The sequence below is a fragment of the Pseudomonas sp. PB120 genome, from assembly GCF_009761815.1.
Classification (GTDB): domain Bacteria; phylum Pseudomonadota; class Gammaproteobacteria; order Pseudomonadales; family Pseudomonadaceae; genus Aquipseudomonas.
The window spans coordinates 1-21475 of sequence record NZ_RWIN01000135.1; the positions used below are offsets into that span (position 1 = coordinate 1).

General features: G+C 60.5%; 22 protein-coding genes. 9 read left to right on the forward strand and 13 right to left on the reverse strand.

The features are described 5' to 3' along the window. Positions 1 to 151: 151 nt before the first annotated feature. Both EJA72_RS24630 and EJA72_RS24635 read right to left on the reverse strand, forming a co-directional pair. Positions 152 to 1546 (reverse strand): HAMP domain-containing sensor histidine kinase, encoded by a 1395-nt coding sequence (locus tag EJA72_RS24630; protein ID WP_157714500.1) that lies wholly within the window; start codon positions 1544 to 1546, stop codon positions 152 to 154. Next, positions 1524 to 2207 carry a response regulator transcription factor gene (locus tag EJA72_RS24635; RefSeq protein ID WP_157714501.1) on the reverse strand — a complete coding sequence of 228 codons (684 nt, stop codon included), beginning with the start codon at positions 2205 to 2207 and terminating at the stop codon, positions 1524 to 1526. The genes EJA72_RS24630 and EJA72_RS24635 overlap by 23 nt, the downstream gene beginning before the upstream one ends. A gap of 278 nt (positions 2208 to 2485) precedes the next feature. On the opposite strand from EJA72_RS24635, the gene EJA72_RS24640 reads away from it, so the two are divergent. After that, complete coding sequence (locus tag EJA72_RS24640; RefSeq protein WP_157714502.1) at positions 2486 to 3418, forward strand: hypothetical protein; 933 nt, start codon at positions 2486 to 2488, stop codon at positions 3416 to 3418. Between the two features lie 155 nt (positions 3419 to 3573). Here the strand turns inward: EJA72_RS24640 and EJA72_RS24645 are convergent, their stop codons facing one another. Then, positions 3574 to 4185 carry a glutathione S-transferase gene (locus tag EJA72_RS24645; protein ID WP_157714503.1) on the reverse strand — a complete coding sequence of 204 codons (612 nt, stop codon included), beginning with the start codon at positions 4183 to 4185 and terminating at the stop codon, positions 3574 to 3576. A 355-nt stretch (positions 4186 to 4540) separates the two neighbouring features. On the opposite strand from EJA72_RS24645, the gene EJA72_RS24650 reads away from it, so the two are divergent. Continuing rightward, the gene (locus EJA72_RS24650; protein WP_007907888.1) at positions 4541 to 4945 is read left to right on the forward strand and encodes a TraR/DksA family transcriptional regulator; all 405 of its coding nucleotides are present in this window, start codon (positions 4541 to 4543) and stop codon (positions 4943 to 4945) included. Positions 4946 to 5518: 573 nt separating this feature from the next. Further along, positions 5519 to 6742 carry a methyl-accepting chemotaxis protein gene (locus tag EJA72_RS24655; RefSeq protein ID WP_372240738.1) on the forward strand — a complete coding sequence of 408 codons (1224 nt, stop codon included), beginning with the start codon at positions 5519 to 5521 and terminating at the stop codon, positions 6740 to 6742. Positions 6743 to 6876: 134 nt separating this feature from the next. Here EJA72_RS24655 and EJA72_RS24660 read toward each other — a convergent pair whose 3' ends face one another. From EJA72_RS24660 to EJA72_RS29390, 3 genes are all read right to left on the reverse strand, one after another. Then, complete coding sequence (locus tag EJA72_RS24660) at positions 6877 to 7116, reverse strand: DUF2789 domain-containing protein (protein ID WP_157714505.1); 240 nt, start codon at positions 7114 to 7116, stop codon at positions 6877 to 6879. Positions 7117 to 7248: 132 nt separating this feature from the next. Continuing rightward, positions 7249 to 7479: a hypothetical protein gene (locus tag EJA72_RS24665; RefSeq protein ID WP_178129564.1), complete on the reverse strand. Its 231-nt coding sequence runs from the start codon at positions 7477 to 7479 to the stop codon at positions 7249 to 7251. Positions 7480 to 7636: 157 nt separating this feature from the next. Continuing rightward, positions 7637 to 7885: a hypothetical protein gene (locus EJA72_RS29390; RefSeq protein ID WP_256679759.1), complete on the reverse strand. Its 249-nt coding sequence runs from the start codon at positions 7883 to 7885 to the stop codon at positions 7637 to 7639. Positions 7886 to 8168: 283 nt separating this feature from the next. Between EJA72_RS29390 and EJA72_RS24670 the strand changes: the two genes are divergently transcribed. The 3 genes from EJA72_RS24670 to EJA72_RS24680 all read left to right on the forward strand — a co-directional run bounded on the left by EJA72_RS24670 (position 8169) and on the right by EJA72_RS24680 (position 10333). Further along, on the forward strand, positions 8169 to 8639 hold the full coding sequence (locus tag EJA72_RS24670; protein WP_157714506.1) for a hypothetical protein: 471 nt from the start codon (positions 8169 to 8171) through the stop codon (positions 8637 to 8639). A gap of 152 nt (positions 8640 to 8791) precedes the next feature. Next, a complete protein-coding gene (locus tag EJA72_RS24675) occupies positions 8792 to 9808 on the forward strand; it encodes an ABC transporter substrate-binding protein (RefSeq protein WP_157714507.1) in 1017 nt (338 codons plus the stop codon). Between the two features lie 87 nt (positions 9809 to 9895). After that, on the forward strand, positions 9896 to 10333 hold the full coding sequence (locus EJA72_RS24680; RefSeq protein WP_157714508.1) for a DUF3995 domain-containing protein: 438 nt from the start codon (positions 9896 to 9898) through the stop codon (positions 10331 to 10333). Positions 10334 to 10335: 2 nt separating this feature from the next. Here EJA72_RS24680 and EJA72_RS24685 read toward each other — a convergent pair whose 3' ends face one another. From EJA72_RS24685 to EJA72_RS24715, 7 genes are all read right to left on the reverse strand, one after another. Continuing rightward, positions 10336 to 10698, reverse strand: a complete 363-nt coding sequence (locus tag EJA72_RS24685) for a Na+/H+ antiporter subunit G (RefSeq protein ID WP_157714509.1) — start codon at positions 10696 to 10698, stop codon at positions 10336 to 10338. Then, positions 10695 to 10973, reverse strand: coding sequence for a K+/H+ antiporter subunit F (locus EJA72_RS24690; RefSeq protein ID WP_157714510.1), 279 nt, complete (start codon positions 10971 to 10973; stop codon positions 10695 to 10697). The genes EJA72_RS24685 and EJA72_RS24690 overlap by 4 nt, the downstream gene beginning before the upstream one ends. Next, positions 10970 to 11458 carry a Na+/H+ antiporter subunit E gene (locus tag EJA72_RS24695; protein ID WP_157714511.1) on the reverse strand — a complete coding sequence of 163 codons (489 nt, stop codon included), beginning with the start codon at positions 11456 to 11458 and terminating at the stop codon, positions 10970 to 10972. Before EJA72_RS24695 ends, EJA72_RS24690 begins: the two co-directional genes overlap by 4 nt. Next, positions 11455 to 13140, reverse strand: coding sequence for a monovalent cation/H+ antiporter subunit D (locus tag EJA72_RS24700; RefSeq protein WP_157714512.1), 1686 nt, complete (start codon positions 13138 to 13140; stop codon positions 11455 to 11457). Before EJA72_RS24700 ends, EJA72_RS24695 begins: the two co-directional genes overlap by 4 nt. Next, positions 13137 to 13481 (reverse strand): Na+/H+ antiporter subunit C, encoded by a 345-nt coding sequence (locus EJA72_RS24705; protein WP_007986256.1) that lies wholly within the window; start codon positions 13479 to 13481, stop codon positions 13137 to 13139. The genes EJA72_RS24700 and EJA72_RS24705 overlap by 4 nt, the downstream gene beginning before the upstream one ends. Continuing rightward, the gene (locus EJA72_RS24710; protein WP_157714513.1) at positions 13481 to 16399 is read right to left on the reverse strand and encodes a monovalent cation/H+ antiporter subunit A; all 2919 of its coding nucleotides are present in this window, start codon (positions 16397 to 16399) and stop codon (positions 13481 to 13483) included. The genes EJA72_RS24705 and EJA72_RS24710 overlap by 1 nt, the downstream gene beginning before the upstream one ends. A gap of 195 nt (positions 16400 to 16594) precedes the next feature. Further along, positions 16595 to 17599, reverse strand: a complete 1005-nt coding sequence (locus tag EJA72_RS24715) for a DMT family transporter (RefSeq protein ID WP_178129565.1) — start codon at positions 17597 to 17599, stop codon at positions 16595 to 16597. Between the two features lie 15 nt (positions 17600 to 17614). On the opposite strand from EJA72_RS24715, the gene EJA72_RS24720 reads away from it, so the two are divergent. The 3 genes from EJA72_RS24720 (at position 17615) to EJA72_RS24730 (ending at position 21289) form a co-directional block, all read left to right on the forward strand. Further along, positions 17615 to 18178 carry an XRE family transcriptional regulator gene (locus EJA72_RS24720; RefSeq protein ID WP_178129566.1) on the forward strand — a complete coding sequence of 188 codons (564 nt, stop codon included), beginning with the start codon at positions 17615 to 17617 and terminating at the stop codon, positions 18176 to 18178. A 152-nt stretch (positions 18179 to 18330) separates the two neighbouring features. Next, positions 18331 to 19746 carry an LLM class flavin-dependent oxidoreductase gene (locus EJA72_RS24725; RefSeq protein ID WP_157714515.1) on the forward strand — a complete coding sequence of 472 codons (1416 nt, stop codon included), beginning with the start codon at positions 18331 to 18333 and terminating at the stop codon, positions 19744 to 19746. Positions 19747 to 19852: 106 nt separating this feature from the next. Further along, the gene (locus tag EJA72_RS24730; protein ID WP_157714516.1) at positions 19853 to 21289 is read left to right on the forward strand and encodes an FAD/NAD(P)-binding protein; all 1437 of its coding nucleotides are present in this window, start codon (positions 19853 to 19855) and stop codon (positions 21287 to 21289) included. The last annotated feature ends 186 nt before the right edge of the window (positions 21290 to 21475 follow it).

A 21475-nucleotide genomic window follows, 5' to 3' on the forward strand; every position in this document is an offset into this window, starting at 1 on the left:
GCAGCAGTCGTAAAACCTGAACACGCGGTCCGACTGACGAACCGCGCTGCCTGATTTTACGACTGCTGCGCAGCCGAACGCAGCCTCGCAAGCTCGACAGCTGCTACAGCCGAACGTCGCTCGACAGCTGCTACAGAGATTGCTGTTGAGTTTATGTCTGGGCAATCAAACTTTGCCGACAGTCCAGCACCAACCGCGCGCCGCCCAGTTCGCTTTCGCCCACTTCAAGTGAAAACCCATGCAGGCTGACAATCGCCGCAACGATCGACAACCCCAACCCGAACCCGCTTTTCTGATTGCCACCCTCGGCACGGTAGAAACGCCTGAACACCGCCTCGCGCTCGTCCATCGGTATGCCGGGACCTGAATCCAGCACTTCAATACGCGTCGATCCGCCCTCGCTGACCCCACGCAAAATCACCTCGCCACCGGCGGGTGTGAATTTGATCGAGTTGCTCAACAGGTTGGCCACCGCTTCGAATAACAACGCCCGGTCGCCATTCAACATCGGTAACGAGGCCGGCAGCTGCAGCGTGAACAGCAGTTCGCCTTCTTCCGCCAGTGGCAGATAAAAGTCGTGCAGTTCCTGCAACAACGGCACGGGATCGAGCTGTACAAAACCGGAACGCCGCTGACGATCCTCCAGTTCGGAAATCCGCAGCAGTCCGCGAAAACGCGCCATCAACGTATCCGCTTCACCGAGCACCGAATCCAGTTGAACGGCCAGCGTCGAGCCCTCGTCTGCCTGTTGCTGGATCCGGTACAGCTGCGCCCGCAAGCGGGTCAGCGGTGTGCGCAAGTCATGGGCGATGTTGTCGCACACACCCTTGACCTCGTTCATCAAGCGCTCGATGCGTTCGAGCATCGCGTTGACAATGGCGGCAAGCATGTCCAGCTCGTCGCGGCGATTGGACAGCGGCAGGCGTTTGGTCAGGTCGCCGGCGACGATGGCTTCGGCGCTGGCCTGGATCTGGCGAATTCGCCGCAGGGGGCGGCGGCGCAACAAGTGCCAACCGACGATGCCCGGCACGATGGTCAAGGTCACGCCCCAGAACAACGCGTGGAGGATGATCCGCGTCACGGCAAACAACGAACCGTTGTCCCGTACCAGCACCAGCCAGCGCCCGTCCCTGGTCTGGGTCGCGACCGCGTCGCAGCTGTCGGCGGGCAGGGTCGGATCGTCGGAGTCGGCGCAGTCGCTGAGCATGTGGATCTTGCCGTCCAGCGGCAGGCCTTTGGGGATTTGGCGCAAGGCGCCGCTGAGGTAGCGGTGCTGGTGATCGAACAAGCCATAGGCGTCGATACCGCGAATGTCGAAGGTCATGCTGACGGCGAGGGCGTCCACCAGTTGTTCACCCTGGAAGCGCGAAAACAAATGCTGACGTTGCATCAGCGAGTGCTTGGCCAGGTTGTCCAGGTAATCGGACACCTCGTAATACATGACCCCCATGAGAATCCCGCTCCAGACCACGAACAGCGAGCTGTAGAGCGCGAGCAGGCGGCTACTGGAGGAACGCCAGCCTTTAGACGGGTTCAGCAATGACATAACCCGAGCCTCGCACGGTCCGAATCAATGGGACATTGCCAGGCGGGTCGATCTTCTTGCGCAACCGGCCGATGTGCACATCGATCAAGTTGGTGCCGGGATCGAAGTGGTAGCCCCAGACCTCTTCGAAAATCATCATCCGCGACAGAATCTGCCCGGTGTTGCGCATCAGGAATTCCAGCAGCTTGTACTCGGTGGGCAAAAGCGTCAGCAGCTGGCCATCGCGGCTGGCTTCGTGGCTGATCAGGTTCAGCTCCAGGTCCGCCACTCGAAGCGTGGTGGCCTTGGCAGTCACGGTGTTCTGACGGCGCAACAGCACTTCGACACGGGCGGCCATTTCATCGGTGGCAAACGGCTTGGTCAGGTAATCGTCTCCCCCTGCGCGCAACCCGCGCACCCGCTCATCGACATCGGAGAGGGCGCTGATCATCAGGATCGGCGTGGCCACGCCCATGGTCCGCAGCGTGGTGACAATCGCCAGGCCATCGAGCTCGGGCAACATGCGGTCGAGGGTGATCAAGTCATAGTTGCCGCTGACCGCACGTTCGAGGCCTTCGCGGCCATTGTCGACCCAATCGACGTCGAGGCCGTGGCTGCTCAGTTCGGCGACAATTTCCCGGGCGGTCACGGCGTCGTCTTCGATGGTCAAGATGCGGGTCATAGGGCTGGCCTGATTAGGAGTTCACAACGAGGCGGTATTTTGCCAATAAATGATCGCAGGCTTTCTAAATAAAACTTCATCGAAAGGCTCATTTCTGATCAGTGCATAAAACCCGCTGAAATTGCCTGTTCCTTGCAAATTGCAAGACCCTCGGAAGTTCAAAACTTATAAATCATTGAAAAATAGCTATTTATTTAAAATGGGTGACTGGCACGTTGACTGCAATTCATCTCACGACGAGTTGTAACATTATTTTTCCTGCCTGGAGCGCCATAACAATGAATAGATCCTCTGATGGTTTCTATCCTGCCGCAGAAGAATCAACCACGCTGTCGGGCGTTTCCTGGGGTGCGATTTTCGCCGGTGCCGCTGCGGCAGCGGCGTTGTCGCTGATCCTGGTGCTGCTCGGTTTCGGGCTGGGTTTTTCCGCGGTATCCCCCTGGGCCCATGAAGGCGTGAGCGCCAAGGGTCTGGGCATTTCAACTATCGTGTGGCTTGCCGTCACCCAGATCGTAGCGTCCGGGCTCGGTGGCTATATTGCCGGCCGCCTGCGGGTGAAGTGGGCGAACATGCATGGCGATGAAGTCTACTTCCGTGACACGGCCCATGGCTTCCTGGCCTGGTGTGTGGCGACGTTGGTGACCGCGACCCTGGTGGTCGGTTCGGTCAGCAGCGTTGTCAGCGGCGGTGTGCAGGCCGGTGCGAATGTTGTCGGTGGCGCCGCCAGTGTCGCGACTCAAGCGGCTGGCACAGCGGCCGCCAATACCGACAGCGACCAATACGGTTACTTCGTGGACAGTCTGTTCCGTGACGATCGCCCGGCTGCCGTCAGCGATGACGCCGCTCGTAGCACCGTCACCCGCATCTTCGTGCGCAGCTTGAGCAACGACGGCCAACTGGCTGCCGAAGATCGGACCTACCTCGCGCAATTGGTGGCCCAACGCACCAACCTGACTCAGGCGGATGCCGAGCGTCGGGTCGATGAAGTGTATGCCAAGGCTCACAAAGCCGTGGAAGACGCCAAGGTAGCCGCCAAACAGGCTGCTGACACCGCTGCGAAAGTGGCGGCCATGACGGCGTTGTGGATGTTCGTTGCACTGTTGATCGGCGCGTTCTTCGCCAGCTTTGCTGCAACCTTTGGTGGTCGTCGTCGGGACGCAGTGGTGTACGTCGAAACCGACACCTATGTCACTACAGCCCCTATTCGTTAACCCAGGAGAATTCTCATGCGCTCATTACTGTTGTTTTTTCTCGGCGTACCGATCCCGATCATCATCCTGATCGCGCTGTTCATGCATTGATTGTCCGAGGCTGATGCCTCTGCCGCTTCTGCCTTGGGTGGAAGCGGCTTTTTTATGGGGGGGGCCTACTCGAGCGGCGTACTGATAAACGCCTCAAGCCCCTCGGCATATTCGGTAAACGCACTGATCCGTGGAAACTGCCCGGCGTCGACCTGATCCGGCACCACCAGGTTGGTAAAGCTCCAGGCCACCGCTAACGTAATGCCATCCTGGTCCAGCGAGCCATCGGTCTTCAGCGGCTGCTTTTGCAGCTCCCGCTCCAGCGCCGAATACGCTGCCGCCAATTGGCTTTCCACCCGCTCTACCCAGGGTTCGAATTGAATGTGCGCCGGGCGCAGGTTGCGCTCGTAATAAAGCTGCACGGATTTTTCGCACGCCGCCAGGGCCAGGCCAATCAGGCGCAATGAGCGCAGTCGCTGATCGAGCGCGGCGGGCATCAGACTTTTACCCGGCCCGGCGAGGGCTTCGAGGTAATCAATGATCAGGGTCGAATCGATCAACACCTCACCGTCATCCAGCACCAGCGTTGGGGCCTTGACCAACGGGTTGATCTGCTGGAACTGTTCGAAATGCCGAAACACCGACACCGACTGATGCTCCAGCGGGATACCAAGGTATTTGGCGGAAATGGCGACGCGCCGCACATAGGGCGAGTCCAGCATGCCGATCAGCTTCATTTACATCTCCTTGCGTTGGCGATTTCGGGACGGTCAACCTTAGCTCAGGTTGGGCCAGTTCACCTGCCTTGCCCGGCCGTTTGTCTTCTATATACAGCCGCTTGATTGAATTTCTTGCTATAAACGCACTCCGATAACCGCCACAAAGGCTGCCATAGAGCATTTTCCGGGCCTTGTCGGACAAATTCGCTGTCTTTTCAGTTGCTGAGGCCTCAAGTCGGCCTTAGACTGCCGCCCCTCGTAAATTGAGTGCCGGGTGGCGCTTGGAATAAACGGCGCCTTTCCGCTGATCGACCCAGGTCTGCCGGAACGCTCCCTAATTCGCCTTAATGCACGTTTTTTTATAGAGATATCAATGACAAAGGACAAGTTGCTGGCCATGCCGGCGGATGACTACATGAATGCCGAGCAACATGCTTTTTTCTCCGAGCTGTTGCAGAACATGAAAGTCGAAACCCATGAGCGCATCGAACAGAACCGCATCGCCATCGAAAGCCTGGACACCCCGGCCGATCCGGCTGACGCTGCTTCTGTCGAAGAAGAGCGCACCTGGCTGGTGAACGCGATCGATCGCGACCAGCGCATGCTGCCTCAGTTGGAACAGGCGCTGGAACGCATCAAAGAAGACAGCTTCGGCTGGTGCGACGACAGCGGCGAGGCCATCGGCCTGAAACGCCTGCTGATCAGCCCGACCACCAAGTACTGCATCGAAGCCCAAGAGCGTCACGAACAGATCGACAAGCACCAGCGTCAGGCCTGATTTCGTAGCGCCCCAAGCATCGCGGGCAAGCCTTCTCCTGTAGGAGTGAGGCTTGCCCGCGATGCTTTTTGTCGTCTGCGAAAAACTTCTATTGATCCGCTGCAATACCCACGACTAATGGACCATGGATAATGGCCCGATAGTGGCGTACAACGCGGAGACAACAATTAGAAGGTACGTGGGGTGATAAAAATGACGCGAGACGGATCTTCGGCCGGGGCGGTGTCTGTGCCCGTTCAGGTACCGAAAAACCTTTGGCTGACGCCGACCCTGCAAAGCATCGCCTTGATGCTCTTGCTGTGTGGCACCACGCCGGGTGGTTGGGCGTTGTACCTGGGTTTGCCACTGGCCGTGCTGATTATCTGGCTGCCGCGCCTGCGCTCGCGCGCGGTTGCTGAGGTAAACGGTGCAGACAAGGCGGACACCATCGGCACATTGACTCGCGATCTTTCCTACACCACCAGTCATAACGCCTTGTCTGCCGCCGGCGTGGCCTTCTCGGTCAAGCAACTGGCGGACAAGCTGCAATCGCAACTTCGAGCCGCCGCGCAGATTGTCAGCAACGCCGAAGTGATGATCGCCACCGAGCAAGCCACCTCGACGCTCAGTCGAGACGCTCTGAGTGCCGCCAGCGAGGCTCATGAGAGCAGCGCGGCAGGGCGCACGGAGTTGATCGAATCCATCGCCCGCATGCATCAGCTCAGTCAGCGCGCCAGCAACAGCCGCGAACTGATCGAAGCCCTGAGCCTGCGCAGTGACGATATCCAGCGGGTCACCCTGGTGATTCAGTCCATCGCCAGCCAGACCAACCTGCTGGCCTTGAACGCGGCGATCGAAGCGGCCCGCGCCGGTGAGCACGGTCGCGGCTTTGCGGTGGTGGCCGATGAGGTTCGGGGGCTGGCGGCGCGCACGGCGTCGGCCACCGGCGAAGTCGGGGAGATGGTCGCCGACATCCAGCAGCGCACGGCGCAAGTGGTGGAGCAGATTCGTGGGCTATCCAGTGACCTCGACACCGGCGTCAAGCAAGTCGAGCACACGGGGCAGCACCTGGAAAACATTGCGCGCCTGACGGCAGGGGTCGAACGCCAGGTCGGAGAAATCGAGCGAGGCGCGAACACCAATCGCGGGCAGCTCGACAGCCTGTTTCATGCCATCGAGCAGATGCGCAGCGACCTGGCGATCAGTGATCAACAGACGCAGCGCCTGGCTCAGGCCGCCGTACAGATGGAAGGGCAGGCGGAAACCATCAGCGAGCGCCTGGCCGAAGTGGGACTGGATGACTATCACCAGCGGATTTATGACCTGGCCCGCGAAGGCGCGAGTCAGATAGCGGCGCGTTTCGAAGCGGATATCGACCAGGGCCGTATCAGCCTTGATGACCTGTTCGACCGCAATTACCAGACCATTCCTAACACCAGCCCGGCGAAGTTCCAGACCCGGTTCGACCGCTACACCGACCAGGTCCTGCCGGCGATCCAGGAACCGTTATTGCCTCGTCATGAAGGGCTGGTGTTCGCCATTGCCTGTACGCAGCAGGGTTATGTGCCGACGCATAACACTGTGTTCTGTCAGCCGCTGACCGGGGATGCGCAAGTCGATACTTTGCAGAATCGCACCAAACGCAAATTCGCCGATCGCACCGGCATCCGCTGTGGCAGCCATCAACAGGCAGTGCTGTTGCAAACCTATACCCGCGACACCGGTGAGCTGATGCACGATCTTTCGGTGCCAATCATGCTCAAGGGGCGTCATTGGGGTGGCTTGCGGTTGGGTTATAAACCGCAAAAACCGCGCTAGAGCCACACACGAACTGTGGCGAGGGAGCTTGCTCCCGCTGGGCCGCGCAGCGGCCCCAAAAGAAGGCCTGCTGCGCAGTCCAACGGGAGCAAGCTCCCTCACCACAGAATTTTTCGTTAACTCAAAGATATGGATTAGTGCACCTGATGCATACGCAGATTCAGGTCATCGACCACCCGCGCCCAATCGGCATCTTCACGCAGCTGTTCTTTCAGGAAGCCAGCCTGTTGTGGCGTCCAGAATTCGGCGTCGATGAGTTTCTTGTTGTCCGCCAGGGGTGAGTGGCGAGCGATAAAATCGTCGATGGCCTTCTGGTTGGAGTCCAGGCCGAGTTGGTCGAACAAACCCTTCAAGTCATGTGTCGGTGCTTCCATTTTTCATCTCCTTGCGTGTCGCGTTGCGTGCGAGGTCTGAGTGCGGCTTCATTGCATCTGAGGTAGCCGCGCGTCAGGAGTTCGAAAGCGATGTGCAAAAGCAGGAATGAGCATAGTCCGCAAACCGGATCGTCAGGATTTCAATGCGCCTTCATCGACGGCAAGTTTCAGCGCCTTCGCAGATTCCAGTGCCGCGATGAGCGCAACGTCCGACGTCTTGAACCAGCGATCCTTTTCGACCTGGTGATAGGTCACGGTGGTCAGCGGTGGTTTGGCGCGCATGACAATGACTGCCTGGAATTCGCCATCAATCTCTCTGGCTTCGCCCCGGATAAAAAACTCGCCGATATCAAATTCGGTCACGTAACAGCCTTCCCTTGGAAATGTATTGTTGTATTGAACGCCGGCCACCGTGGGGACGGGTTCATGGGGCGGGCAGTATGGCAGTTGTTGCCTGCCGGCGGCTGAGTTAAGTCGCCGGCATGACGAAACGTCTATTGAAGTGGTTAATGTCGGCCCGTCATCGGCGTGATTCGAGTGCTCGGGCAAGGGCGCAGGCTTCGTTATGGTTGCCGCGGAAACCCCTTACACGGCCTGAGGAAATTTCCTTGATATGGAAGAAGCAATTACCCGCGAGAATCACCTGGAACCGAGGCGCGGCGGGCGCCTCAAGATTAATCGCATGGGATTGAAAGACCAGAGAGTGTTGGGCTTGCGAGCTGTCTGTGTACGGTGCCTGAGGGGTGGCAAAGTGTGTAAGCGTGCACATAAGAAGTCCTTTTCATTGTTTTGCCGACGTGTGTACGTCCTTATGGGTAGTCTCAGTGAGCATCGCTGCTCTAGAATCACCGTCACTGCGCAGCGATGGCTGTTCATCTAAAGCAATTTTTCGCGAGCGATATGTCGGAAAAGTGCTTTTTTAAAAGAGTTTTTTCCCTAAAGTTGGTAGTCCGGTTTTCTCTGACCGCTGGATACGATTTTTCCTATGACCATTTTTTCTGCCGCAAGCTTTTTCAGCGTGCGGCCTCATTTTCAGATGTGGGGATGTTTCCTTGGCAGTAAGTAATCTCGATATGCATGCTTTGTTCGTGCTGGGTGATTTGCGCGCAAAGCTGGTTAAACAGTTTCAATCACGTTTCGTTTACATCACCGAACAGAATGCCGAAGGCATTTACATTGCCGAACTCGACACCGAAACGGCCCTCGTGGTCGACGACAAGCCGGGACTCAAGCTCAAGGTTGGCGATCATTTCAGCGCTTCAGTATTGCCCAGTCGCGAAGGCGGCAAGCTGGACATCAAGTTCCGCGATATCAAGCTGACGGTTTACGGATTGGGCGATTACGCGTTTGTGACCACGGCCGATGGCCACGGCATTGTGTTCAAGGAAGGCCATAGCGTGGTGATGGTGTTTGCCGCTCACCAACAATTGCAGGAAGGCCTGACCAAGACCCTGAAAGCCGTAACCGGCAAGGCCGCCAAGTGGCGCAAGGGCGAACTGGTGACATTCAAAGCCAGCGAGTGATGGCTCCGGGCTTGCAGGATCTTTCCGAAATTTAATCGACACCCCTCGAAAGCAGGAACCTCTACTACAGTCAATGGACTGAGTATTTTGAGGCTTGCGGTCTTCTGCCAGGCCAACCTGCTATTGCTGTGAACAGCACGAGGTGCAAAAGCATGAACGGATTTCGACGGTTGCTCGCCGCGTCCCTGGCCGCGTTCGGGTTGTTGGCTTCACCCGTACCGGTGTTTGCGGCCCAGGCGCCCATCCACTTCGCCGACCTGAACTGGGAAAGCGGCAGCCTGATCACCGATGTTCTGCGGATCATTGTCGAGAAAGGTTACGGACTGCCCACCGATACCTTGCCGGGCACCACCATCACCCTGGAGACCGCGCTGGCCAACAATGACATTCAGGTCATTGGCGAAGAGTGGGCCGGCCGCAGCCCGGTGTGGGTCAAGGCAGAAGCCGAAGGCAAGGTCGTGAGTCTGGGCGATACCGTCAAGGGCGCCACCGAGGGCTGGTGGGTGCCGGAGTACGTCATCAAGGGCGACCCGGCCAAGGGCATCAAGCCGTTGGCGCCGGACCTGCGCAGTGTCAGCGACCTGCCGCGCTACAAGGGCGTGTTCAGTGACCCGGAAAGCCCGGGCAAGGGGCGTTTCCTCAACAGCCCGATTGGCTGGACCTCCGAAGTGGTCAACAAGCAGAAACTCAAGGCCTATGGCCTGGACGACGACTACGTGAATTTCCGCAGTGGTTCCGGGGCGGCGCTGGACGCGGAGATCACGTCGTCGATCCGTCGCGGCAAACCGGTGCTGTTCTATTACTGGTCGCCTACGCCGTTGCTCGGTCGTTTCAAACTGATCCAGCTGGAAGAGCCGCCGTTCGACGCCGAAGCCTGGAAAACCCTGACTGACGCCGACAATCCGGACCCGAAGCCGACCCGCTCGTTGGCGTCCAAGCTGTCCATTGGCGTGTCCACGCCGTTCCAGAAGCAATATCCGCAGATTGCCGAGTTCTTCAGCAAGGTCGATTTTCCGATTGATCCGTTGAACAAGGCGCTGGCCGACATGAGCGAAAAACACACCGCGCCGCGCCAGGCTGCAGAAGCTTTCATGAAAGCGCACCCGGACGTGTGGCAGGCCTGGGTGCCCAAGGAGGTGGCAGACAAGGTGTCTGCCGAATTGAAGTAGTGCGGTGTCAGGGCAGCCTCAATTCATCGATGGCTGCCTTCGATGAAAACTCATCCTCCTGCAATATTTCACGCTAGGTGCCTGAATATGAGCCTGATGGTCGCGCAATGGATGGCTTCAATTTTCCTGTTGATCAGCCTGGTCCATTTGTATTGGGCGGCGGGCGGCAAGTTGGGTAGCGAGGCAGCGGTGCCGCGTGTGCCGGGGGAGGACGGCGGCGAATCACGGCCCGCGTTCAAGCCTTCCGGTTTTGCGACGTTGCTGGTGGCGGTGGGGCTGCTGCTGATAGCAATGCTGGTGTGCCTGCGAGTCGGCCTCTATCTGCCCACGGTGCATCACTGGTCGCTGCAATGGGTGATCAGCGCCATCGCGATCCTGATGTTCGCCCGGGCGATCGGCGACTCGAATCTGTTGGGGTTCTTCAAGCAGGTCAAGGATTCGGAGTTTGCCCGACTGGATACCTGGGCTTATTCGCCGTTGTGCGTGGTATTGGGAGCAGGGTTGTTGGCAGTTGCCTGGACCTGAACTCAGCTCCCGCTCTCAGAACGCCGGCTACTCACCTCAGCCGGCACATCATCCCCGGCCATGCGCTTGCGGAACAGCGCCGCCCGCGCCAGCAGCAATGTGGTCACCGGCACGGTGATCGACAACAGAATCGGTATCAGCCAGGCATGCAGCACCGGCCCCGACTTGAGCGCCGAAAAATAAACGATCGACGCCAGGGCCACGCACCATGCACCCAATGTCGACGCCAGCGCCGGCGGGTGCATGCGCTGGAAGTAATCCTTCATCCGCAGCAGACCAATGGCGCCGATCAGGGCAAACAGGCTGCTGAGCACCAGCAGGACCACCACCGGAATTTCAATCCACAAAGACAATTGCGTGTTCATTCGATCACCTCGCCGCGCAGCAGGAACTTCGCCAGGGCAAACGAGCCGACGAAGCCGAACAGCGCAATCAGCAGCGCCGCCTCGAAGTACGTGTCACTGGCATAACGAATGCCCAGCGTCAGCATCATCAGCATTGCGATGATGTACAGATAGTCCAGCGCCAGTACTCGATCCTGGGCCGAGGGGCCTTTGAACAGGCGGATCAGGGTCAGGATCATCGCCAGGGAAAAGATGAACAGGCTCAGCAGGATCGCGTTCGACAACAACTCGCTCATTCGAAAATCTCCATCAGCGGGCGTTCGTAGGCGGCCTTGAAGTGCTGGATAAACGAGGCTTCGTCATCCAGATCGAAGACGTGCAGCAGCAGGATGCTGCGGTCCAGCGCCAGTTCCGACCAGACGGTGCCGGGCACTACCGTACAAATCATCGACAGTGCGGCCAGGCCGTTGGCATCACGCAAGTCCAGCGGGACTTTGATGAACCGCGAGCGCGGTGGACGGCGACCCGCGTTGAGCACGCCCCAGGCCACGGCGAGGTTGGACGCCAGCACATCGCGTCCGACGAGGAAGAACAAACGCAGGATCACCCCGGGCCGACGAATGCGGATCGGCAAGGGTCGCAGCTTGCGCATCATCAGCGGCGCACTGAAACCCAGCACCGCGCCCAGCAACAGGTTGCCGGGACTCATCGACAGGTTCAGTACCAACCATAACAACCACAGCGCCAACGACAACCACGGCGCAGGAAACAGACGCTTCATGGTTGCACCTCCAGCATCGCGGACCTGGCTTCAGGACTGGGAACGGCACGCGTGCCGAGTACAGCCATCACGTATTGCTGCGGGTTATTCAAGGCATCGGCGGCCGCTTGCGTATAGCGCAGCAGCGGTTCGGCCTTGAACGTCAGCGCGATGCTCAGCCCCAACAGCGCCACGATGGGCACGCATTCAAGGCGTCGCAGTACCGGCGATGGTCGCTCTTGCGGCGTCCAGAAGCGCTGGATGCCCAGGCGCGAGAAGCCGATCAACGACGCCAGCCCGGACAAAATCAACAACGCCAGCAGGCCCCATGCCGCTGTAGATACCGGCTGATCGCTGCCATTGCCCAGGCCCAGCGGGTTGAGCAGGGCGCTGAGCAGGCCGAGTTTGCCGATGAATCCAGAGAGCGGCGGCATGCCGATGATCAGCAGCGCGCAGGCAATGAAACTCAAACCGAGGAACGCCATGGTCCAGGGAATCACCTGGCCCACCACGGCTTTCTGTTCATCGTCGAGGTTGAAACCTTTGACGGGTTGAGTGGATTCCATTGCCCGTGGCAACAGGTCGGCGTCATCGAACAGCGGCAGTTCACCGACTGTGCGCGAACGCTCGATCAACTCGGCCAGCAGGAACAACGCACTCAACGCCAGGGTCGAGCTGACGAGGTAAAACAAGGCCGCTCCGATAAGGTTCGGCTGGGCGAAACCGATGGCCGACAGCAAAATCCCCGCCGACACCAGAATGCTCAGGCTGGCCATGCGTTCCAGTCGCTGCGCAGCGAGGATTGCCACGGCGGCGCAAACGATGGTCGCCATGCCGCCGTAGATCAGCCAGTCGCCACCGAAATACGCCGAGGCGCCGGCCTGGCCGGAGAACAGCAACGTCCACAGCCGCAAAAAGGTGTAGACGCCGACTTTGGTCATGATCGCGAACATCGCCGCCACCGGTGCGCTGGCGGAGGAGTAGGCCGGCACCAGCCAGAAATTCAACGGCCACATCCCGGCCTTGGCCAGGAATGCCACCGCGAGAATCCCCGCACCAGCATGCAACAGCCCGCGATCGGCTTCCGGCACCAGCGGGATTTTCAGTGCCAGGTCGGCCATGTTCAGCGTGCCGGTGACGCCATAGATCAGCGCCGCGCCAATCAGGAACAGCGACGAGGCCAGCAGGTTGATCGAGATGTAATGCAGCCCCGAGGACACCCGCGCCCGACCCGATCCATGCAGCATCAAGCCATAGGAGGCGGCCAGCAGCACTTCGAAAAATACGAAGAGGTTGAACAGGTCGGCGGTCAGGAAAGCCCCATAGAGGCCCATCAGCTGAATCTGAAACAACGCGTGGAAACTCGAGCCGGCACCGTCCCAGCGGGCCATGGCGAACAGCAGGGCGCTGACGCCGATGATGCCGGTCAGGACCAGCATCATCGCCGACAGGCGATCGACCACCAGCACCAGGCCGAATGGCACTTGCCAGTTACCGGGCAAGTACACGCCGATGGAGCCGGGCACGCCGGTGGTTTGCGTCCATTGCAGCAGCATCACCGAAATCCCCAGGCCGAGAAGGCTGGAGAACAGGTTGATCCGGGCCTTGAGCGGGCGGTGTCGTTCGCCGAGCATCAGCATGATCGCGGCGGTCAGCAAGGGCAGCAGAATCGGCGCTGCGATCAGGTGCGTCATTGCATTCATTCTTTAGGCTCCCGGCCATCCACGTGGTCGGTCCCGGTCAAGCCACGCGATGCCAGCAACACCACCAGGAACAACGCGGTCATGGCGAAGCTGATGACGATGGCGGTCAGCACCAACGCCTGCGGCAGTGGGTCGGTGTAATGCAACAAGTCCTGGGGCACACCGTCCTTGATGATCGGCTCCTTGCCGATGAACAGGCTGCCCATGCTGAAGATGAACAGGTTGACGCCGTAAGACAGCAGGCACAGGCCCATGACCACCTGGAAAGTCCGTGGCCGCAGGATCAGCCAGACGCCGGACGCGGCGAGCACGCCGATGGCGATTGCGATGACTTCTTCCATCAGACGGCTCCTTGCGTGGCGACGGGTTTAGGCTGGGCAGCGGTTTTGTGGCCGCGAACCGATTGGTGGGCGAGGGCGGTGAGGATCAGCAGCGTGGAACCCACCACCACCGAATAGACGCCGATGTCGAAGAACAGCGCACTGGCAATGTGGATGTCCCCCAGCACCGGCAGATCAACATGCCAGGTGTGGGTGGTCAGGAACGGATAACCGACCAGCATCGCTCCCAGCCCGGTGACGGTGGCGAACAGCAAGCCCGTGCCCATCCAGCGCAGCGGTCGCAGGCTCATTTGCGCCTCGACCCATTGGGTGCCGGCGACCATGTATTGCAGGATGAACGCCACGGACATCACCAGCCCGGCGACGAAACCGCCACCCGGTTGGTTGTGGCCGCGCATGAACAGGTAGACCGAGACCACAAACGCAATCGGCAGCAGCAGTCGCACCAGCACGGCCGGCACCATCATGAAGCCGAGCGCGGTGTCGCTGGCGTGGCGCGGGTTGACCAGGTCGGTGACCACGTCCGGCGCGAGCAATCGTTGTTGGGCGGGCAGTTGCAGGCTTTCTTTCGGAGGACGGAAGCGCCGCAGCAAGGCGAACACGGTCAAGGCCACCGCAACCAGCACGGTGATTTCTCCCAGGGTGTCGAAGCCCCGGAAGTCCACCAACATCACGTTGACCACGTTGCTGCCGCCGCCTTCCGGCAGGGCGCGACTGAGGTAGAACGACGAGATATCGTTCGGCGTCTGGCGCGTCAGCATGGCGTAGGACAGCAGCGCCATGCCGCCGCCGACCAGGGTCGACAACAGCAAGTCGCGGATACGCCGGATGCGCGCCCGGCGCAGGCTGCTCGGCAGCGGCGACACTTCTTCGATCCGCCGGGGCAGCCAGCGCAGGCCCAACAGGATCAGCACCGTGGTCACCACTTCGACCACCAGTTGCGTCAAGGCCAGGTCTGGCGCGGAGAACCACACGAAGGTAATGCAGGTCATCAGGCCGCAGACGCTGACCATGGTCAGGGCCGCGAGCCGGTGATACTTGGCTTGCCACGCCGCGCCCAGGGCACAGGCAATCGCCAGCAACCAGAGAATCACGAAGACAATCGAGCCCGGAATCTTCGGCCGATCGCCCCAGCTCAGGCTGCTGTGGAGCATCGGGATCAACCCGGCGAGCACGGCCGCGAAGACCATCAGGAACAACTGGGTTTGCAGGCGCTTGGTGCCGATCCGACGTTCCAGGCGACGGGACAGGCGCATCATGATCACCAGGCTGCGCTCGAACAGACGCTTGCCGTTGAGCAGACCAATGATCGGCGGGTATTTGAAGCGTCCGCGTTTGAACTGATTGCGCAGCAGCAGATACAGCACGATGCCGCCGGACATGGCGATCAAGCTCATGATCATCGGCGCGTTCCAGCCGTGCCAGATCGCCAGGCTGTATTCAGGCAGCGTGCCACCCACCACTGGCAGCGCGGCGGCGGCGAGCAGCGAGCCGACGACTTGCGCGGGGAAAATCCCCACGATCAGGCAGGTGAACACCAGCAATTCCACTGGCGCGCGCATCCAGCGCGGCGGTTCGTGCGGGGTGTGCGGCAGATCGGTGGCGGTCGGGCCGAAGAACACGTCGACGGTAAAGCGCAGGGAATACGCGACGCTGAAGGTGCCGGCGATGGTCGCGATGATCGGCAGGCTCAGCTCGATCCACGCTGTGGCGTTGATGAACACGGTTTCGGCGAAGAACATCTCTTTTGAGAGGAAGCCGTTGAGCAACGGCACACCGGCCATGGAGGCGCTGGCGACCATGGCCAGCGTGGCGGTGAACGGAATCAGCTTGATCAGGCCGCTGAGCCGGCGAATGTCGCGGGTGCCGCTCTCGTGGTCGATGATGCCGGCGGCCATGAACAGAGAGGCCTTGAAGGTGGCGTGGTTGAGAATGTGGAACACCGCGGCGACGGCGGCCAGCGGGCTGTTCAGGCCCAGCAGCAGGGTGATCAGGCCCAGGTGGCTGATGGTCGAGTAGGCCAGCAGGCCTTTGAGGTCATTCTGGAACATCGCGCAGTACGCGCCGAGCAACAGGGTGCAGGCGCCGGCACCACTGACGATGTAGAACCATTCTTCACTGCCGGACAGCGACGGCCACAGCCGCGCGAGCAGGAATACCCCGGCCTTGACCATGGTCGCCGAGTGCAGATAGGCCGAGACCGGTGTCGGCGCCGCCATGGCGTGGGGCAACCAGAAATGAAAGGGGAATTGCGCGCTTTTGCTCAGCGCGCCGATCAGGATCAGGGGCAGCAGGATGGGGTAGAGGGCATGTGCGCGAATCAGGTCGCCGGCGGCCAGGACCTTGTCCAGGTCATAGCTGCCAACCACATGGCCAAGCAGCATGACCCCCGCCAGCAAGCACAGGCCGCCCGCGCCGGTGACCATCAGCGCCATGTAGGCGCCGCGTCGAGCGTCGGCGCGGTGGTGCCAGTAGCCGATCAACAGGAATGAAAAGAGGCTGGTCAGCTCCCAGAAAAACACGATCTGGATCAGGTTGCCGGAGATCACCAGCCCGAGCATAGCGCCCATGAACGCCAGGAAAAACGCGAAGAACCGGGGCACCGGATCGTCGGGCGACATGTAGTAGCGGGCGTACAAGGAGACCAGCGTGCCGATGCCCAGCACCAGCAACGAAAACAGCCAGGCAAAGCCGTCCATGCGCAGAACGAAGTTCAGGCCCAGGCTGGGTAACCAGAAGAATTCTTCGCGGATGACGCCGCCATGGGCGATCTGCGGGTACAGGAGGGCGACCTGAATGGTGCCTATCAGGGCGACCAGGCCAGCCAGGAGTGATTCGGTATTGCGCGCGTTGTGTGGCAGCACAGCGGCCAGACAGCTGCCGATAAATGGCAGAAGCAGTAGAACTATCAGGGACATAGGCTTCTAATCTGCGGAAGTTTGTGAAGCATCATACGTGCCAGTCCCCGGATCACCAAACGGCAAGCTGTCGCAGAATCCTACACGGTAGACGGAAAAAGCCTGCTTCACATTGTTTCGGAGGTCGGTTCCAGCAGGTGCGGCGACCCGACTTGCCCGCGAAAGCTATGTTTCAAACAACGCAGATCCCGAAGCTTAACCTTGGGTCTCCCGCTCCAACTCCTGCGCCGCCGTCGCAGCCTTACCCTTGGTCTTCAACTCACTGACAATCACCGCCGCCACAATCATCCCTGCGCCGACCAGCGCAATCGCCGGCAACCGCTCCCCGGCGATCCGCCCAACAATCCCCGCCCACACCGGCTCACCGGCATAAATCAGCGTCGCCCGTGTCGGTGAAACGCTCTTCTGTGCCCAGTTCATCGCCACCTGAATCGCCGCGCTGGCCGCGCCGAGGCCCAGCGCGCTGCCCAGCAGGAACCAGGAAAAGCCCGGAATCGTTTCCTGCGTCGGCACCACCATCAGAAACGCCAGGACCGACGTCGTTGCCAATTGCACAACCGTCACCCGCCGCACATCGACCTGGCCGGCATAGGTGCTGATCAGGATGATCTCCGCCGCGATGGCAATCGCACTGATCAACGTGGCGATTTCACCGGGGCTGAAATTGAACGATGCGCCGGCCGGCCCGGACAACAACATCAAGCCGGTAAACGCCAGCATGATGCCGATGCTCGGCATCAACCCGGGCCGGAGCCCCAGCACCAGCCACTGCAGCAGCGGCACGAAGGGTACGTACAACGCGGTGATAAATGCCGATTGACTGCTGGGAATGGTCTGCAAACCGACGGTCTGCAAGCCGTAGCCGAGCATGATCGCCACGCCGATAAAGGCCCCGGCCTTGAGTTCGAACAGGGTCAACTCCCGCAGGCTGCGCCAGGAGAACAAGGCAACGATGGTCGCTGCGGCGGCGAAGCGCAGGCCGACGAAAAACATCGGCCCACTGACCGTCATGGCGTGCTGCACCAGCAAAAAAGTGCCACCCCAGACCATGGTGATCAGCACCAGCACGCACTCGGCCTTGCTGAACCGTGAAAAACGGGAAGAAGCCTGGGGAGAGTTCACCGACGTCATAACCTTGCGCGCTACCTGAGGGGGACGCACAATGCGCCGAATGTTGCGCAGTATACTGCCCAACCCCACTCAGTGAGCAATATAGTGCACAAAGATTCCACGCCACGGGCTTCAGTGCTCCAGCACGTCAGTCAAAACGTCCGGCGCTTGCGCCATGCCGCCGACATGAGCCAGATCGCGCTGGCCGAAAAGTCCGGGGTCAGCCGCCGGATGCTGGTGGCCATCGAGGCCGGCGAAAAAAACGTCAGCCTGACCACCCTCGACCGTGTGGCCGAGGCGTTGGATGTGGCGTTCAGCGACCTGATCCAGGCCCCCGATGTCCGCGACCACAGCCGCATTAACGAACTGGCCTGGGCCGGTTTGATTCCCGGCAGCAAGGCGGTGTTGCTGGCCAAGGCCAATGCCACCCGTGAAGTCGAACTCTGGGAATGGCGCCTCGAACCTGGCGAACATTACCCCTCGGAACCGGACGCCGACGGCTGGCACGAACAGTTCTACGTCTTTGAAGGCTGCCTGACCCTGATGGTCGGCGAGGTGCCGCACCGCATCGGCGCCGGCGAGTTTTTCATGTTCGCCAGCAACCAGCCGCATTCCTATCGCAATGATGGCGAGGTGGCCGTGCGGTTCGTGCGCAATGTGGTGATCTAACTGTTCGCCCATCAACAGCAGATCGACACTTTGCGCTATCCAGGCTGTAAGTCTTTCTGCAAATACTTGTTAAGTAGCTGAAATATAAGTATTTATCATTCAGGCATGACTCCTGCAAAAGCGTAGACGTATTCAATTCGGAGAGCCGTTCGATGGCCCGTGAAATTCGTCTTAACGCTTTTGACATGAACTGCGTCGGCCACCAGTCGCCGGGGTTGTGGGCACATCCACGGGATCGCTCCTGGCAGTACAAGGACCTGGAATACTGGACCGACCTGGCGAAAATTCTCGAGCGCGGCAAGTTCGATGGCCTGTTCATTGCCGATGTACTGGGCATCTACGACGTCTACAACGGCAACGGTGACGCGGCCATCCGCCAAGCCGCGCAGGTGCCGGTCAATGATCCGCTGCAACTGATCCCGCCGATGGCGCTGGTTACCGAGCACCTGGGGTTTGGCCTCACCGCGTCGCTGTCCTTCGAGCACCCGTACCCGTTCGCCCGACGCCTGTCGACCCTCGATCACCTGACCAAGGGCCGCGCCGGCTGGAACATCGTTACGTCTTATCTGGAAAGCGGCGCGAAGAACCTCGGCCAGAAAAACCAGACCGAACATGACGCTCGCTACGACTTCGCCGAAGAGTACCTGGAGGTTTGCTACAAACTCTGGGAAGGCAGCTGGGAAGAGGGCGCCATCCTGCGGGATCGCGAGCGCCGGATCTTCAGCGACCCGAGCAAAATTCACGAGATTCGGCACGTTGGCAAACACTTTCAGGTGCCGGGCATTCACCTCTGCGAACCCTCGCCACAACGCACCCCGGTGCTGTATCAGGCCGGTGCATCGAGTCGCGGCAAGCAGTTTGCCGCTGAACATGCCGAGTGCGTGTTCGTTGCCGCGCCATCGAAAGTCTTGCTCAAGAAGACAGTCGCGGACATCCGTCGACGGGCCGCCGAGGCCGGGCGCGATCCGTCGAAAGTGCTGATCTTCAACCTGCAAACTGTGATCCTCGGCGAGACGGACGCCAAGGCCAAAGCCAAGTTTGAGGAATACAAAACCTGGGTCAGCTACGAGGGCGCGATGGCGTTGATTTCGGGCTGGACCGGGATTGATTTCAGTCAGTTCAAGCCGGACGAACCGCTCAAGCACGTGCACACCAACGCGATTCAGTCGGCGGTCGAGGCGTTTTCCACGGCCGACCCGAACAAGGTCTGGACCCCTAACGAACTGGCCGACTGGGTGGGCATTGGCGGTTTCGGGCCGTTGTTTGTCGGCAGCCCGGAAACCGTCGCTGATCTGCTTCAGGAGTGGGTCGAAGAGACCGACGTCGATGGCTTCAACCTGGCCTACGCGCTGACCCACGAAACCTTCATCGACGCCGTGGAATTGCTGGTGCCAGAGTTGCAGAAGCGTGGGGTGTACAAGACCGAATACGCGAAGGGCACTTTGCGCGAGAAGTTGTTCGGCGAAGGGCCACTGCTGCCGGACATTCATCCGGGGGCGGGTTATAGGGATCTGGCGGCGCTGCATGAGCAGGCGGCGAAAAATGCACCGCACTTTGGTATTGCTTGATGAACCCTCAGGGGGTTGGCGCTTATTATCGTCCAGAGGAAGGTCGGAATCGGCGCCCGCTCATTTGCGACTTCTACGCAGGTAAACACGGATCAGTGAGAACGGCATGATTGAAACCCAACACGGACAGGCGACTCCCGCCATCCGTCAATCGGACATCCTGATCATCGGCGGTGGTCTCAGCGGCGCGATGCTGGCGGCGCAATTGTTGCGTTTGCCCGGCAAACGTTCGGTGCTGGTGATCGAACCCCGCGCCGAACTCGGCCGGGGCGAGGCGTACAGCGCAGTCGAGTTGGGCCACACGCTCAACGGCAACGCGGCGCGCATGAGCGTCAACCCGGATGACGCCGACGACCTGACCCAATGGCTCATCGCGTACATCGCGGCCGGCGGTTGGCCGGAGTCTGACGAGCAGCATGTGCCGGTCAGTGAACTGTTCCCGCCTCGGGGGATGTTCGGCTTGTACGTACAGCAGCGACTGGCTGAAGCGCAAGCAGCCGGCGCGTTGAACGGTTCAACGATGGAGCATGTGCGGGCAGAAGTGGTTGACCTGCAATCCGGGGCTGATTCGGTGCTGCTGACGTTGAGCGACGGGCAACGTCTGCAAGGTGCAGTGGCGGTACTCGCCACGGGGATGTTCCCGGCCGCGCGCACGCCACAAACCGAGTCCAGCGGTTTGAACGCGGCGGCGCTCGATCCCTGGGATGTCAGCGCCATGCGCCAACTCGATCCGCAGTCGACGGTGCTGATCATCGGCTCGGGCCTGACCATGGTCGATGCCGTGGTGTCCCTGGAACAGGCCGGGCATCGCGGGCCAATCGAAGTGTTTTCCCGGCATGGCCTGCTGCCCCACGTACGCCGACAACCGCCTGCCTGGGTGGATTTTCTGGCTGCGGATCCGAGCATTCGTACGCCGCGCCAACTGGTGCACGAACTGCGCAGGCATTGCCGGGACGCGATCGCCCAAGGTATCGACTGGCAAGCGCCGCTCGATACCGTGCGGGCGCACATCGGCCGGTTGTGGAGTCAGGCGACGGACGTGCAGCGTCGGCAGTTCGTGCGGCATGTGCGGCCCTGGTGGGAAAGCCATCACCATCGCTCCCCGCCGTTGAGCGCCGAGCTGGTGGCGCGGCTGCACGGTGAAGGGCGTTTGCGGATTCAGGCGGCGTCATTCAAGGGGCTTGAGCCGTCTTCGGGCGGAGGGGTCAGTATCCGCATTCGTCGTCGTGGCGAGACAGGTACGACCGTGGTGAATGGGGCGGCGTTGATCAATTCCAGCGGCATCGAATATGACTGGCGCCGGGTTGCCCGGCCGTTGCCGCAGCAATTGCTGGCGCGTGGGCTGATTCAGCCGGGGCCGTTGGCGTTGGGGATTGCGGCGGCGGTTGATGGCGCGGTGCTGGGGGCGGATGGGCAGGTTGCCGGTCGGTTGTTTGCGATGGGGCCGCCGTTGCGTGGGATGTGGTGGGAGAGTACGGCGGTGACTGATGTGGCGAGTCAGGCCAAGGCGTTGGCTGCGCGGTTGGCGATGCTTTTGGGGTGATGTGTTTTGGGTGCATATCCGTTTCTTCGGTAACGGCGGCTTATGGTTTCGCCCTTACGGCGAGTCACTTGGAAGAGCCCCAAGTAACCAAGGGCTCTTGCCCCTGGCGTACGGCCCTTCGCTTAGGCTCAGGGTTCCCTCGCTCCGGTCCTGCTCCGTGGGCCCGCCGCCATCGGCCATCCATGG

Bases quoted from the DNA above. Each gene is read 5' to 3' on its own strand.
- EJA72_RS24635 (WP_157714501.1), bottom strand. From the start codon at position 2,207: ATGACCCGCATCTTGACCATCGAAGACGACGCCGTGACCGCCCGGGAA.
- EJA72_RS24640 (WP_157714502.1), top strand. From the start codon at position 2,486: ATGAATAGATCCTCTGATGGTTTCTATCCTGCCGCAGAAGAATCAACC.
- EJA72_RS24710 (WP_157714513.1), bottom strand. From the start codon at position 16,399: ATGTCCCTGATAGTTCTACTGCTTCTGCCATTTATCGGCAGCTGTCTG.
- EJA72_RS24660 (WP_157714505.1), bottom strand. From the start codon at position 7,116: ATGGAAGCACCGACACATGACTTGAAGGGTTTGTTCGACCAACTCGGC.
- EJA72_RS24680 (WP_157714508.1), top strand. From the start codon at position 9,896: ATGAGCCTGATGGTCGCGCAATGGATGGCTTCAATTTTCCTGTTGATC.
- EJA72_RS24695 (WP_157714511.1), bottom strand. From the start codon at position 11,458: ATGAAGCGTCTGTTTCCTGCGCCGTGGTTGTCGTTGGCGCTGTGGTTG.
- EJA72_RS24630 (WP_157714500.1), bottom strand. From the start codon at position 1,546: ATGTCATTGCTGAACCCGTCTAAAGGCTGGCGTTCCTCCAGTAGCCGC.
- EJA72_RS24725 (WP_157714515.1), top strand. From the start codon at position 18,331: ATGGCCCGTGAAATTCGTCTTAACGCTTTTGACATGAACTGCGTCGGC.
- EJA72_RS24690 (WP_157714510.1), bottom strand. From the start codon at position 10,973: ATGAGCGAGTTGTTGTCGAACGCGATCCTGCTGAGCCTGTTCATCTTT.
- EJA72_RS24685 (WP_157714509.1), bottom strand. From the start codon at position 10,698: ATGAACACGCAATTGTCTTTGTGGATTGAAATTCCGGTGGTGGTCCTG.
- EJA72_RS24650 (WP_007907888.1), top strand. From the start codon at position 4,541: ATGACAAAGGACAAGTTGCTGGCCATGCCGGCGGATGACTACATGAAT.
- EJA72_RS24645 (WP_157714503.1), bottom strand. From the start codon at position 4,185: ATGAAGCTGATCGGCATGCTGGACTCGCCCTATGTGCGGCGCGTCGCC.
- EJA72_RS24655 (WP_372240738.1), top strand. From the start codon at position 5,519: ATGATCGCCACCGAGCAAGCCACCTCGACGCTCAGTCGAGACGCTCTG.
- EJA72_RS24705 (WP_007986256.1), bottom strand. From the start codon at position 13,481: ATGGAAGAAGTCATCGCAATCGCCATCGGCGTGCTCGCCGCGTCCGGC.
- EJA72_RS24700 (WP_157714512.1), bottom strand. From the start codon at position 13,140: ATGAATGCAATGACGCACCTGATCGCAGCGCCGATTCTGCTGCCCTTG.
- EJA72_RS24730 (WP_157714516.1), top strand. From the start codon at position 19,853: ATGATTGAAACCCAACACGGACAGGCGACTCCCGCCATCCGTCAATCG.
- EJA72_RS29390 (WP_256679759.1), bottom strand. From the start codon at position 7,885: ATGTGCACGCTTACACACTTTGCCACCCCTCAGGCACCGTACACAGAC.
- EJA72_RS24675 (WP_157714507.1), top strand. From the start codon at position 8,792: ATGAACGGATTTCGACGGTTGCTCGCCGCGTCCCTGGCCGCGTTCGGG.